General features: G+C 70.2%; 9 protein-coding genes. 1 reads left to right on the top strand and 8 read right to left on the bottom strand.

What is annotated here, in order from left to right:
- From ACFXOM_RS25050 to ACFXOM_RS25030, 5 genes are read right to left on the bottom strand one after another with little or no spacing between them, the layout of a single operon-like run.
- The gene (locus tag ACFXOM_RS25050; RefSeq protein WP_384937640.1) at window positions 1-2040 is read right to left on the bottom strand and encodes an endo-beta-N-acetylglucosaminidase; all 2040 of its coding nucleotides are present in this window, start codon (window positions 2038-2040) and stop codon (window positions 1-3) included.
- Window positions 2041-2095: 55 nt separating this feature from the next.
- Complete coding sequence (locus ACFXOM_RS25045; protein ID WP_384937642.1) at window positions 2096-3328, bottom strand: glycosyl hydrolase; 1233 nt, start codon at window positions 3326-3328, stop codon at window positions 2096-2098.
- Between the two features lie 48 nt (window positions 3329-3376).
- Window positions 3377-4279 carry a carbohydrate ABC transporter permease gene (locus ACFXOM_RS25040; protein ID WP_384944621.1) on the bottom strand — a complete coding sequence of 301 codons (903 nt, stop codon included), beginning with the start codon at window positions 4277-4279 and terminating at the stop codon, window positions 3377-3379.
- Window positions 4276-5274 (bottom strand): carbohydrate ABC transporter permease, encoded by a 999-nt coding sequence (locus ACFXOM_RS25035; RefSeq protein WP_384944623.1) that lies wholly within the window; start codon window positions 5272-5274, stop codon window positions 4276-4278. Before ACFXOM_RS25035 ends, ACFXOM_RS25040 begins: the two co-directional genes overlap by 4 nt.
- A gap of 6 nt (window positions 5275-5280) precedes the next feature.
- On the bottom strand, window positions 5281-6561 hold the full coding sequence (locus ACFXOM_RS25030) for an ABC transporter substrate-binding protein (RefSeq protein ID WP_384937651.1): 1281 nt from the start codon (window positions 6559-6561) through the stop codon (window positions 5281-5283).
- Window positions 6562-6786: 225 nt separating this feature from the next.
- On the opposite strand from ACFXOM_RS25030, the gene ACFXOM_RS25025 reads away from it, so the two are divergent.
- The gene (locus ACFXOM_RS25025) at window positions 6787-7839 is read left to right on the top strand and encodes a LacI family DNA-binding transcriptional regulator (protein WP_384944624.1); all 1053 of its coding nucleotides are present in this window, start codon (window positions 6787-6789) and stop codon (window positions 7837-7839) included.
- A gap of 81 nt (window positions 7840-7920) precedes the next feature.
- On the opposite strand, the gene ACFXOM_RS25020 is transcribed toward ACFXOM_RS25025, so the two are convergent.
- The 3 genes from ACFXOM_RS25020 to ACFXOM_RS25010 form a co-directional block, all read right to left on the bottom strand.
- The gene (locus tag ACFXOM_RS25020) at window positions 7921-8526 is read right to left on the bottom strand and encodes a class I SAM-dependent methyltransferase (protein WP_384937657.1); all 606 of its coding nucleotides are present in this window, start codon (window positions 8524-8526) and stop codon (window positions 7921-7923) included.
- Between the two features lie 371 nt (window positions 8527-8897).
- Window positions 8898-11024, bottom strand: a complete 2127-nt coding sequence (locus tag ACFXOM_RS25015; protein ID WP_384937659.1) for a TfuA-like protein — start codon at window positions 11022-11024, stop codon at window positions 8898-8900.
- Complete coding sequence (locus ACFXOM_RS25010) at window positions 11021-12211, bottom strand: YcaO-like family protein (RefSeq protein WP_384937662.1); 1191 nt, start codon at window positions 12209-12211, stop codon at window positions 11021-11023. The genes ACFXOM_RS25015 and ACFXOM_RS25010 overlap by 4 nt, the downstream gene beginning before the upstream one ends.
- Between the last annotated feature and the right edge of the window lie 824 nt (window positions 12212-13035).

The raw sequence follows: 13035 nt of genomic DNA, 5'->3' as shown, positions 1-13035 counted from the left end.
CTACCAGGTGTGGGTGGTCGTGAGCGCTGTCGAGACGGTGAACAGTTCCCCCACCGCGCGCAGTTCGAACCGCGCGACCTGCTCGCCCGGTGCGGGCGCGAGACCGGCCGCGTAGAAGGCGCACTGGCAGGTGCCGCCGAGGAAGCGGCGGGTGCCGTCGGGGAGAACGCGGTGGAGTTCGTAGTGCCGTACGGGGCCGGGTGCAGCCTGCCAAGCGAAGCGCAGACCTCCTTCGTCGACGCCGGTGACGCGCAGGTCGGTCGGCTCCGACGGGGTCACCGCCTTGTCGCGGACGGCGAGCTCCCCCAGGCGCCAGCGCACGGTTCCGGTGCCGGTCAGTCGGACGCCCAGTGCGTGGACGGTGCCGGACAGGGCGCTGAGTGACACGGTGGAGGTCTGCCAGCCGTCGCCGGGGCGCACCTGCACCGGCAGGTAGACGTACGGGGGCGCACCACCCGCGGAATCGGGCTCGGCGGTGGCAACGGCCAGTTCCACGGTGACGCTGCCCGCGTCCGCTCGGTGGGTCAGCTCGACCACGGGGTCCGTGCAGAGGGGCAGCCGGGTGGCGTAGAGGTCCAGCGTCGCCGGGGCGTCCAGGGCCCCGTCGACCAGGACGCTGCTGCCGCCGCGCCAGGCGTCCGCGAAGTCGAAGGTGACGTGCGGGCGTTGGCCGGTGGTGTGCACGACCCAGCGGCGGGACGGCAACCGGTCCTGGAGCCCGAGGTGGTTCCAGCCGGCTTCCGAGGTGACCTCGCCGTTCTCGTACCACTTCAGGCCGTGTCCGGTGTTGAACGAAGAGGCGAAGGGGACGGAGGCCACGGTGGACCGGTCGGCGACGATGAGTGCGGGGGCCCGCCAGGATGCGCTGGTGTCCGGCTGGGAGGGGTCGAGGGAGGGCCCGGTCCAGAACAGGTCGTCGGCGGCGTGAAAGTCGCCGGGGGTGCGGCTCGCCGGGAGGTGGTTGCGGGTCCACTCGGGACGGTAGAAGCCGACGGAGACCGTGTGCGCCGCCTTGGTCGGCACGATCGCGTCCCAGTTCACGAACGTTCCGGTGCCGTGTGCCTCGACGTCGATGCCCGCCCACAGCTCGTAGCGGCTACGTCCGAGCTCTTCGGCCTTCGTCCCCGATGCCGCCAGGGTGCCGCTGGACCATCGGAAGTCGACGAACATCGAGTCGGCTTCCTGGAAGAACCCCTCGTTCTGGTCGTTCAGGGCGCCCTGCCAGCTCACCGATCCGTTCGCCGTCATCGCGTCGTACCAGGTGACCCGCTGGCCCCGGGCAGCGCCGAGGTCCTTGAGCTCGTGCAGGAAGCCGAGCATGTCGGCGGCGACGGCGGTATTGCCACCGCCGGTCTCCGCATTGACGAACCACCCGTCGAAGCCGTAGGCCTCGGCGACGGCGACCAGTTGCGCGGCGAGTGGATAGCGTCCACCGGAGTCCTTCTGCACCAGGTCACGGGTCCACTGGAGCTGCCCGCCGTAGAGGGTGGGGGGCAGGAAGACGTTGCCGAGGACGGGGACCCCGTGTCGGTGGGCCGCGTCGACCACGGGCGCATTGGGCGCGAGGATCAGACCCTCGCCCGACGAACCACCCCAGAAGACGAGTTCGTCGATGTACGCCCAGTGGGTCAGGGCGTAGTAGTCGGCGGTCGCCGCGCCCTGTGAGGGATTGCCCGCCGTGGGGGCAAAGGACACCAGCGACTGGATGCGGGCCTGGCCGGAGCGGGCGGTGCTGTTCGCGGGGGTCGGGGTGAAGCGGGCGGCGAGCGGCACGGACGCCGCGTTGAAAGCCAGGTCCGCGTCGCTGTCGGCGCGCCACTCCTTCAGGCTGCGCCAGGTGATGCCGGTGCCGGGGCTGCCCGAGGGCAGGGAGTCGGGGTACCAGTAGGAGGCGTAGGGCTGGAGGTCCCCGGCCGCTGCGGGATCGGCGGCTGCCGCGGATGCGCGAGGCGCGGCGGACGCCGTGCCGGGCAGCCCCGGAACCAGACCCGCAGCGGTGCTCGCCGCGGCGATCAGGACGGTGCGTCTGCTGAGGTTCACTGAGTACTCCGTGTGGTGAGGGGACGGACTGCGGTGCGTGCGGTGGTACCGGCCGTCATCGGAGGACCTGATCGGGTGTGAGGACCTCGGTGATACCGCGTGCGGCGAGGTGGTCTGGGTCGGTGGCGCGGTCCACGAGCACGGTGGTGGGTCGGGCACCGTCAGCCGTCAACCGGGCGAAGGCTTCGAACACGAACCCGCCCGGGGCGCACACCGAACGTCCCGACGTGGTGTCGACGGCCAGGGCCGTGGTCCGCGCGGCAGGAGCCATGGGCTTGAACTGCTCGATGATCCGGGCGACGCTCTCCCCGGCGGGCTTGGTGCACCGGTCGTTGGTCAACAAGCCCAGGCTGTATTCCAGTTCGGGAAAGTCGGCCAGGTCGCGGCTGACGTCGTGCGAGCACCACCAGGTGATGCCCCACACCTCCGGGCAGTCGAGGACGTTCGCGACGGTGGCTTCGGTGAAGGCGGCGGCGTGCTCGGCGGGGATGAGCGGGGCGGGCGCACCGACCTCCTGGAGCCAAACCGGGCGGTGTGGGTCGTCGGCCCAGGCCTTGGACAGCTCGACGAGGTACGCGGCGTGGTGCTCGGTTGCGACACCGGTGCGGCCGTAGCGCTGGGCGGTGCCGTTGAAGACCCAGGAGTGGACGGCGGTCGCGCCGCCGAGCCGCGCCGAGTGCTCGGGGGTGAAGGGCTGGTCGTCCTGGTACCAGGCGGCGTCGTAGGAGGCGTGCAGGTGGAGTCTGCCAGGGGCGCCGTCCTCGCAGGCGGCAAGGAGGCGGGCGAGCCAGCGGGAGGCGTCCTCGCGGGTGATCCGGTCCGGGTCGGGGTGCGGTCCGGCAGCGAACTGGTTGACTTCGTTCCCGATCGTCATCCCGATGAAGTTCGGCCGGTCGGCCAGCGCGGCCGCCAGTCGGCGCAGGTACTCCGCCTGGGCGTCGACGACGTCCGGATCGGTGAAGATGTTCCGGCGGTGCCAGGTCTGCGTCCAGGCGGGCAGGAAGTCGAAGCTGGACAGGTGCCCCTGCAGTCCGTCCACGTTGACGTCGAGTCCGCGCTCGGCTGCTGCGTCCGCGAGCGCGACGAGCTGTTCGACGGCGCGCGGCCGGATGAGCGTCCGGTTGGGCTGGAAGAGCGGCCACAGCGGGAAGACGCGGATGTGGTCGAGGCCCAGGGCGGCGATGGAGTCGAGGTCGCCGCGGACGGAGTCGAGGTCGAAGTCGAGCCAGTGGTGGAACCACCCTTCGCTGGGGGTGTAGTTGACGCCGAAGCGCACAGCAGGGGGCATGCCGGGAGTCCTCGCGAGTCGGGTAGGGCCGGATGGCAGGATGGCGGGTCAGCCCTTGACGGCGCCTTCGCCGACGCCTCGGAAGAAGGAGCGTTGGAGGAGGGCGAAGACCGCCATCAGAGGTGCCACGGCGATCATGGTGCCCGCGGCGACCAGTCGTTCGTCGTTGGCGAAGGTGCCGTGCAGGTAGTTGAGTCCGATGGTCAGGGTGAACTTCGACGGGTCGCTGAGGACGATCAGCGGCCACAGGAAGTCGTCCCAGGCACCCATGAAGGCGAAGATCGCCACCACGGCGAGGGTGCCCTTCACGGATGGCAGCGCGATCCGAAGGAAACGCTGCCAGACGTTCGCGCCGTCGACGAACGCGGCCTCCTCTATCTCGTACGGGACGTTGAGGAAGGCGTTGCGCATCAGCAGCACGTTCATCGCGGCGACGCAGGCGGGCAACAACACGCCGACCAGCGTGTTGTTGAGGCCGAGATCGCGCATGGTGGTGAACTGGGCGATGATGATGCTCTCCGCGGGCACCAGCATCGCCAACACGAACACCAGGGTGGCGGCCCGTCGGCCGGTGTAGCGCAGCCGGGCCAGAGCGTAGCCGGCGAGCGCGGATCCGACGCAGTTGGTCACGACGTTGGCGGTGGCGACCGTGAGCGAGTTGAGTGCGTAGTCCCACACGGGGATCGTCTCGCTGACGCGCTGGTAGTTGTGCAGGGTCGGGTCGCTCGGTAGGAACGAGGGCGGAGAGCTGAAGATGTTCTCGTGGGGGCCCTTGAGCGACGTGGACAGCTGCCACAGGAAGGGGCCCACGGTGAGCGCGAGGACGGCCAGCAGCAGCGAGTAGCGCAGGGCGAGTTCCCACATGCTGATGCGTCGTCCGTGTTCGTCCCGGATCCTCGGCTCCCGGGCGGCGAGCGTCCCGCCCCGCGAGGTTTCTTCGGCGGCGCTCACACCTCGTCCTTCCGGTCCGCACGCAGCACCAGCAGCATCAGGACGACGGTGACGAGGAAGACGACGACGGAGATGGCAGAGGCGTACCCGACCCGCCCGGTCAAGCCGGTGCCGGTGCGTTGCACCAGCATCACGAGGGTGGTGTCCTCGCCGGCCGGGCCGCCGTCGGGGCCCGCCATGAGGTAGACCTCGGAGAACACCTTGAAGGCGGCGACCGAGGACAGTGCGGCGACCAGCACCATCGTGGAACGGACGGCGGGCACGGTCACGGCGAGGAAGCGGCGAACCGCCCCCGCGCCGTCCACCCGCGCGGCTTCGTGCAGTTCACGAGGCACGTTCGCCAACGCCGCGAGGTAAATGATCATGTAGTAGCCGAGTCCTTTCCAGACGGTCACGGCCATGGCGCTCATCAGGAGCAGCCACTGGTCGCTGAGGAAGCCGACCTCGCCGACCCCGACGGCCTCCAGCACCGCGTTGACCAGGCCGCGTTCGTCCAGGAGCCACACCCAGATCAGGCCGACCACGACGATGGAGGCGACCACGGGTGTGTAGAAGGCCGAACGGAAGAACGCGACACCGGGGATGTTCTTCTGCACGAGCAGGGCCAGCAGCAGGGGAAGCAGCACCAGCGCGGGAACGACTCCGAGGACGTACAACGTGCTGTTGCGCAGTCCGATCCAGAACATCTCGTCGTGCAGGAGTTCCCGGAAGTTGGCGAGCCCCACGAACGTGCCGGGACTCAGCGTTCGGCGGTCGGTGAAGGCGTTCACCATGGTGGACACGAACGGATGGAGGACGAAGACGCTGACGACCAGGATGCCGGGTGCCGCGAACAGCCACGGGCTCAGCCGTCGCTGGCGACGCACTCGGGAGACGTGGCGCCGGGCTCGGGGGGGCGGCGTCGCCCCGGCGCCCGGTCGACGCGGAGCGGGGCCGGGGCGCCGCTCCCCCGCGGTGGGGTGCGGCACCCGTTCGGTACCGGAGGGACTCGCCATGGCGGGTCAGCCCTGCTGCTTCAGCAGCCGGTCACAGATGTTGACAGCGTTGTCAAGCGCGGTTTCGGGGGTCTCCTTGCCCTGCATCGCCTTGGTGACCTCGTTGCGCAGTGCCGTCTTCATCTGCTCGCTGAACAGGACGGGCGTGTAGTTGACGGCGTTCTTGAGGGACTTGGCGGCGGCAACACGCACCCGCGTCTCGTCGGTGCCGTCCTCCTGGGTGAAGTACGGGTCGTCCAGCGATCCTGCGGTGCTCGGGAAGATGGCGACCTTCTTGGCGAATGCCATCTGGTTCCGCGCGTCGGTGACGTGGCGGGCGAAGGCGACCGCGGCCGGGGTGTGCTTGGTGCGCGCGTTGACCATGACGCCCATGACGTACATGTTCACCTTGCCGGTGCTGGTGATCTGATCCGTGATGCCGATGTTCTCGTACAGGCTCGGCGCCTGCTCCTTGAACTTGCCGAGGTCCAGGGCGCTGCCCGGGTTCATCGCGACGGCGCCGGTGAGGAACTTCTTGCCCGCCGACTCGGGCGTCGCGGTCATCGCCTGCGAGTCGAGGGCCTTCGCGTCGTACAGCTCCTTGTACTTGGTCAACAGCGCCACGCCCTTGGTGTCGTTGAAGGTGAAGCCGGTGCCCTCCTCGTTCATGAGCGGAACGCCGTAGCGGCCGAAGTCTTCGATGGTGGGCACGTTGGCGAGGGTGGCGACCTTTCCGTTGCTCTTCTCGGCCAGCTGCTGGGCCACGGTGAAGAGCTCGTCGTACGTCGTGGGCGGCTTGGTGGCGTCGAGGCCGGCCTGCTTGAACAACGCCTTGTTGTAGAAGAGCGGGCCGGTGTTGAGGTACCAGGGGAAGGCGTACGTACCGGACGTGCCCGGGACCTGGTGGCTCGCCCAGGCACCTTCGAGGTAGTCCTTCTTGTACTGCGAGGCGGATGTGTCGAGGTCGAGCGCGAGGCCGGCCTTGGCGAGCGGCGCGACGAGGTCGGGCGAGACGTTGACGACGTCGGGCAGCGTGCCGCCGGCCGCATCGGCGCTGATCTTGTCGGCGTAGCCTTCGGCGGGCTGGTCGATCCACTTCACGTGCGTGCCGGGGTGCTTCTTCTCGAAGTCGGCGATCACTCCTTCGAAGAACGGCTTGAAGTTGGCCCGAAGGTTCCAGGTCTGAAAGGTGATGTCGCCCTCGATCTTGCCGGAGGCGTCCGTCGAGCTGTCCTGGTCCGGGCCACAGGCGGTCAGCGGCAGGACGAGGGCGACGGCGGCGAGCAGTGCTCTGCGGGGTATGGACACGGCGAAACGGCTCCCTTGCAGTGACGGCTGATGGGTGCGGGTGGTGGCGGAGCGACCTTGCCCACCGCGTTTCGGAAAGTCAATGCATTGACGACAACTAAATGAACTGGCGTGACATTAGCCCAGGTCGAGCGAGGTTGACCAGACACTTGCAACGTCCCACTAATGCGCTTTAGGATCCATCACTCAAGCGCTTTAGTGAGCTACCGGGAAGGAGGGGGTGCAGTGCCAGCGAAGCGGTCACCCGCGCGCCGACCGACGATGAAGGACATCGCGCTGCGCGCCGGGGTGTCCGAGAGCGCGGTCTCCTTCGCACTCAACGACCGGCCCGGGGTCTCCGACGTCACACGCGACAGGGTGCGCCGGGTCGCCGAGCAGCTCGGCTGGCGCCCCAGCACCGCAGCCCGCCAGCTGTCCGGTGAAGGGGCTGCCACGGTCGGCTTGGTGCTGGCGCGCCCGGCCGACACCCTGGGTGTGGACTCCTTCTACCTGCAGCTCATCTCCGGCATCCAAGAAGTGCTGGCGGAGCGCCAACTCGGCCTGCTCTTCCAGGTGGTCGAGGACGTGGCGGCCGAATGCGCCGTCTACCGGCGGTGGTGGGCCGAGCACCGCGTGGACGGGGTGCTGATGGTCGACCCGCGTGTCGAGGACCCCCGCCCCGACGTCCTTGACGAGTTGGGTCTGCCCGCCGTGATCATCGGAGGCGCGCCGGACCCCGGGCATCCGGGACTGTCCACCGTATGGGCGGACGACGCGGCCGCGATGGCCGCGGCCGTGGAGGAGCTGTACGCGCTCGGGCACCGCCGGATCGTGCACATCGCCGGGCTACCGGGCCTCGCCCACACCGAGCACCGCATCCGCACGTTGCGTGCGGAGGCCGAACGCCGAGGTCTGGTCGACGTCCGCTCGGTGACCACGGACTACTCCGACGCGGAGGGCGCCGCGGTCACCCGACGCGTGCTGGGGAGCGACCACCCGCCCACCTGTCTCGTCTACGACAACGACGTCATGGCGGTCGCCGGCGTGGCGGTCGCGGGCGACCTTGGCTTCTCCGTACCCAACGAGGTGTCGGTGGTCGCCTGGGAGGACTCCGCTTTGTGCCGGATGGTCAAACCCTGGCTGTCGGCACTCTCCCGCGACACGGTGGAGTTCGGCCGTACGGCCGCGCGCGAGCTGACCTCGCTGCTGGACGGGGGGCCGGCGCGGACGGTGCAGGTGCCCGTTCCGCGTCTGATCGAACGTGACAGTACCGGGCCGTGCGGGGCGCGACCCGGCTGACCCCGTCGCCGAGGACCACCCGGCGCCACGAACCCCGGCGCACGAACCGGGGAAACGACGTACAGCCCGACCGGAAGAACGTCACCGCCGGTGGACACTGACGGCATAGCCGCCGCCGTCGTAGGGGTCGGCATCCCAGGTGGCGAAGCGGTCGACGAGCCCCAGGCCGGCCGCGGCGCACCAGTGATCGTACTCCGGCAAGGTGATGCTGGGCGGTACCGGCAAATGAGCCTCGTCCAGGCCGAAGCCGGCAACGATCAGACCCCCCGGACGCAGGGCCGAGGCCAGTCGCTCGACCACTGTGGCTTCGGTACCCGGAGCGAGCAGCGGGAAGACATTGCCTGCGGCGACCACCAGGTCGAATGCAGCGGCGATGCCCAACGGCCCCGGATCGAACCCGACCAAATCGGCGTGGAACCAGGGCAGGCCCGGCGCCTCCTGCTGTGCCACGGCCAGCATCGACGCATCACGATCCACCCCGACGCAGTCGTACCCCAGCTCCGCAAGCCGGATCATCACCCGCCCGGTACCGCACCCGGCGTCCAGCACCCGCGCTCCGGCAGGCACGAGCGCCGCGCACAGCCGCGCCTCACCGTGCACGTCCTTGCCGCTCCCGGCCAGGGCCGTGAATCGTGCGGCGTAGTCCTGCCCGGACGTCCCCCCGGTCAACTCCTCCCAACGGCTCATGGCGGAAAGCATAGTCCGACTGTCTGCCCCTCCCCGGCGCCACCGGTGCGCGGCACTGAGGGCCGCTGCCGTCGCAGCGGTCGCGCCCGTGCCGGCTCCCCCACCCGAACCGGCGCGACCGCTTCCACGCCGTCGGTGCGCCGACCTGGAGGGCGACGGTTCACAAGCCCCTCACCAGGGCGCCCGGTGAAATGATCGCGCAACCCCGCAGGCTCCCGCGCGCGACGGGTGCCGTCGATCACCGCGTTGACGTCACGCCCGCACGGTCGGCCCGCCTCGTCACCGTGCCCGGAATTCAGCCGACGTTCCAGCCCAGCGGGCGCGTCGGGGAAGAACACACCGGTCGGCCGACGTGAGTGCCGTGGGTCGCCTCACGGGTCCGTGTAGGAGAGGATGGCCAGCAGCCCCGGCTCCTCGCCAGCGTACGGTGTGCGCCAGTGCGGGATGCGGTTCCCGGCGAACGCGCGCACGCTGCCGTCGGCGTGCGGGTGCTGCAGCCGCTCGAACTCGGCGCACTCGGGCCAGAACCCCTTGTCGGCGACCACCTCGGCCAGGTGGTCCGGCGATGCGTCGCGCAGCGACGGTGCCCACCACATCGGCGGCAGACGTTCGGTCAGGGCGATGCCCACGGTGACGGTCGCCTCGGTCGTGTCGGTGTGCAGGCCTTGGAAGTCGCCATGGTGGTAGACGACCACCGAGCCGCCCCGGGGTACCAGCCGCGCCATCCCCGTCGCCTCCCGAAGGGCTGTCAGCAGGTACTCGTCGAAGGCGAGTTGTTGGAGCCGTGGCCCGGGCGGCAGGAGTCCGCAGTGTGCCGGGGAAACGAATGAACCGTCCCGGTGGGAGCTGACCTCGTCCCGCTCGTACGGGGTGGCCGTGCCGATCTGCGCGTGCGCCTCGGTGGCCGTGGCCCTCACCCGCTCGGCATCCAGGACGCCGGGCAGCAGGACGCTGCCGTGCCGGTCCCAGTCGGCACGAGCAGTGCCGAGTGCGACGTGTGGGTCGGTCTGCACCGCCCCCTCTTCTCCGGTGCCGGATGCATCCGTGGACTTGCGCGGGTGTGCGCGGAGGGTGCTGACCATGACGTCGATGTCGGTGAAGCCGCGGTCGCGCAGGACCGCCGGTATGTCACTCGCCCGCTGGACGCCCCAGCGAACGAGCACCGACCGGCACGCATCACGCAGGTCCGTGGGGTCGTTGACCGGAGGTCCGGCATCGGTGCGTGCGTCGGCGAGTGCCGCGAGCGCCTGGTGGTAGGCGGGGCACCCCCGCAGCCGCTCGATGAGTGGCGTCCTCCAGTCGACCCGGGGGTCGGCGAGCCAGAGCCGGACGGCGAGGAGGGGGCCCGCCGTGTCCCACGGTTGGTCGCGCTCCTCGTCTCGGAGCAGAGCGAGGGCGTCTCCGGCCTCGCTCGGGGACGACGGCAGGCCGAGGTCCGGGAGACGGGTGCTCAGGGCCCGGGCCAACGGCTCCCACGCCAGGTGGGTCCGGTCGTGGTCGGAGACGTCTGCGATGTTGCCCAGGGCGCGCCGTTGCTCTCCCACTGAGGCATCGATCGGCTGCGGCAGGGTCTGCAGCAGCAGGCACTCGGCCGCCACGCTCCGCTGGAAGGCCGGGTATTCGGGCCAGTCGAGCGCAAGCTGGGTCAGGACTTCGTCATCGCGCGGCAGCACCCGTTCCGACCCTGGGGTCTCGCGTTCGCCGTCCGGAGCCGAGAACGGCGGCGAAGTCGGGGTCCAGCGACGGAGATGGGTGGTCATCGCCAGCCGTACCGGGGCTCCCCGGTACCGCAGGCCGCCCGACGGGCCGCGGTCGGCCGCACGCGTGTCGGACGTGAGCGTTGTCGCACCGGCGATGGCGAGCGCGGCGACGGCGTCGCGGTGTTTGACGCCCGGGCCCCGTGCGGCACAGTACGCGCGGAAGGAATCCAGCGCGGCCGCCCGGCAGCCCAGCCGCCGGGCGGCATCCAGAATGGTGAAGTCGTCGCGAGCGGTGAAGGGAAGGCTCTTGGCCGCCTCGACGATGGTACGGGCGGTCACCTGGTCGATGGCGCCTTCCCGGGCGGCTGCGCCGGCCGTGTCCCGCAGGTCCACCAGGGCCCAGCTCGTCGGCCGGTAGGCTGCCTCGGCGTCGGCATGGGTCAGCGCCACCTCATCGTCACCGACCAGGACGCCGTCCCGGTAGCTGCGGAACACCTTCCCCACGCCCCGCATGCCGAACGCCTCGAGTTCCGCTGCGCGTAGTGCTCCCATGCTGGAAGCTCCGTACACCGTCACTCCCCGGTCGAGGAGGGCGAGCAGTTCCTTGTGACGAACCGCGCGTGACTGGAGGAAGACGCCGTCGATCACCACCAGGGTGTCTCCCGCGTCCCACTCCCACCGCAGCACCTGGTCCGCGGCGACCGGCCCGCGGACCTCTGCCTCGGGCAGCATGCGGTGCACGTCCTCCCTGCTGATGGTGGGTCCGGCGGTCACGACCAGTCTCGATGTGCGGTTCATGCCCATGCTCCAGTGTCGAAGGTGAGTCCCGGCGCGACGACATGCACCACGGGGATGCCGTAGGCGGGTACGGTGAGATTGGCCCGGAGCACGGTGATGCCGTGGCGCGCCGCTACTTCCAGGAGTTCTTCCAGGTCTGCGTCGAGGTCGCGCGGACCGGTGGACGCCGTTCCGTGGGCCCCTGTCAGATCTGCTACGCCTGGAACCGCCGCGCCCCCGTTCCCCGACTGCTGTTCCGAGGTCCCGGAGGTGTCGGTGAAGTCGTAGTGGAACACGCCGATGTCGTCCCGGGCTCCCGCCACCGCGGTCAGCCGCGACTGCGCAGCCTCGGTGAGGGCACGGGACAGGGCCACGTCGGCGTCGGGGTGAGTGCCGGAACCGGAGAACCACCAGGGCACCGACGGGGACCACACACGGGCTGCGAAGGTGGGCACCCGAAGGTCGCAGGTCACATCGGCTATCTCGACGACCGCTCCGGCCTGGAGGAGTCGTTCCAGCACCGCGGACGCCACCCCCGAACCGTCCGGTTCGGCCCGTACCGCCGACTTCCAGGGGCTACCGGAACGTGCGGCCACGGCCAGCGAGTGCCGCTCCACGACCTCAAGCAGTCCGTGCAACGTGGCCTCGGTGAGGTTGTTGCCGCTGGCCAGCCCGTTGCTGCTGGTCTGAACGGTGGGCGGTGCCCAGGATGAGCGCATGCGGAGGTCGACCACGACCGATTCCAGCGGGGCCCAGGTGGCGGTGTGCGCCGTCAGGTCCTCGACGGGGCACCAGCGGATCCGCGTGGCGGAGCGCAGGGCGTGCCCTGCGAGCAGCGGCAGTTCGGTCCAGTCGTAGGTGAGTTCGGTGGCCAGCTGGGTCGGGCTCGCCACGGCGGTGTCCAGGGCGGGGTCCTCCGCGCAGTGCAACTCGAAGGACTCCATGGCCGCCGAGACGCGGGCCAACTCATGGGTGACGCCCTTGCCCTGTGAGACGGACAGACTCATGGCGTTGGGCCGGATCGCCTGCCACACCGGGAGGCCGATGTCGTCCAGGAGCGTGACGTCCGCGACCCTGGTGATCCCGACCGTGCCCAGCAACGGCTGTAGGCGTTGCCAGGTCTCCTCCGGCGGGACGGTCCGATGGGTGCCCTGCCACACCGAACTCCAGCGGTGCGGTGGCGCGGCGAAGTCGAGCACAGCGGTCATGGGTCTGCCTCCTCGGGGTGTATGGATGACGACGGTGCTGCGGAACGGTCCTCCACCCGTCCCGCAGCACCGTCAGCTCGTCACTCTGCGGAGCAGGCGAGGAAGGAGCCGGAGCCGAGTGCCTTGGCCACGGCCACATCCAGGTCGTTGTCGAACGTGGCGATGATGTCGTTGAGGTTCATGTCCTCGTCCTTTCGGTGTGTGTCGTGGGCGGGGAGTGTGTCCCCTCCGCCCTGATGTCCACGGTGCCGTGGGGAGGGGGGCGGTGCGATCCCCCAACGGGCCCATGCACCGGTGGAGGCCCGTGTCCACCGACGGGGGTGTCCGACCGGCGGCAGATCCGCGGATCACGGACGGAGGCCACGTGAGCCGGTCGGTGCTCGCGTACGAGTCCGACGGGGAACGGTCCGGTGGTGCGCCGCTGTCGGCCGCGTCGGACGAACAACTCGTCGCGGCGCCGGTCGACCGGACTCGCAGTGAGTGGCTGTCGCGAAGCCCTGCGGCTGATCGACGAGGGCGGGTCGTTCCGGCAGCCGACGGTGCGGATTCCGGAGTTCGCGCAGGAGAGCCGGGATCGCCGACCGCGTCGGCCGTGAGAGGCACGATCCGGCCAGGAAGAGCTGCGGCAACAGCCACGACGGGGAGAACACCGCGCACCGAGGCGACGGACGGTCGCCGAACCGGTCCCGGCCCGCCGGCGGGTCGGGGCTGGCCGAAAGGCACGGGGCCACGCCGACGCGGCGAATTCCGGCAGGCCGGGCTCCTCGGGGAGTCGGTCTCACTCGGGGAACCCGCCGGCGGGTTGCCCGTGCCCGGGCCGAGGG

Origin of the sequence: Streptomyces sp. NPDC059169, assembly GCF_042755225.1 — a bacterium.
Taxonomy (GTDB): Bacteria; Actinomycetota; Actinomycetes; order Streptomycetales; family Streptomycetaceae; genus Streptomyces.
The sequence above is the reverse complement of the archived record's forward strand: the minus strand, read 5'-3'. Positions and strand labels throughout refer to the sequence as shown.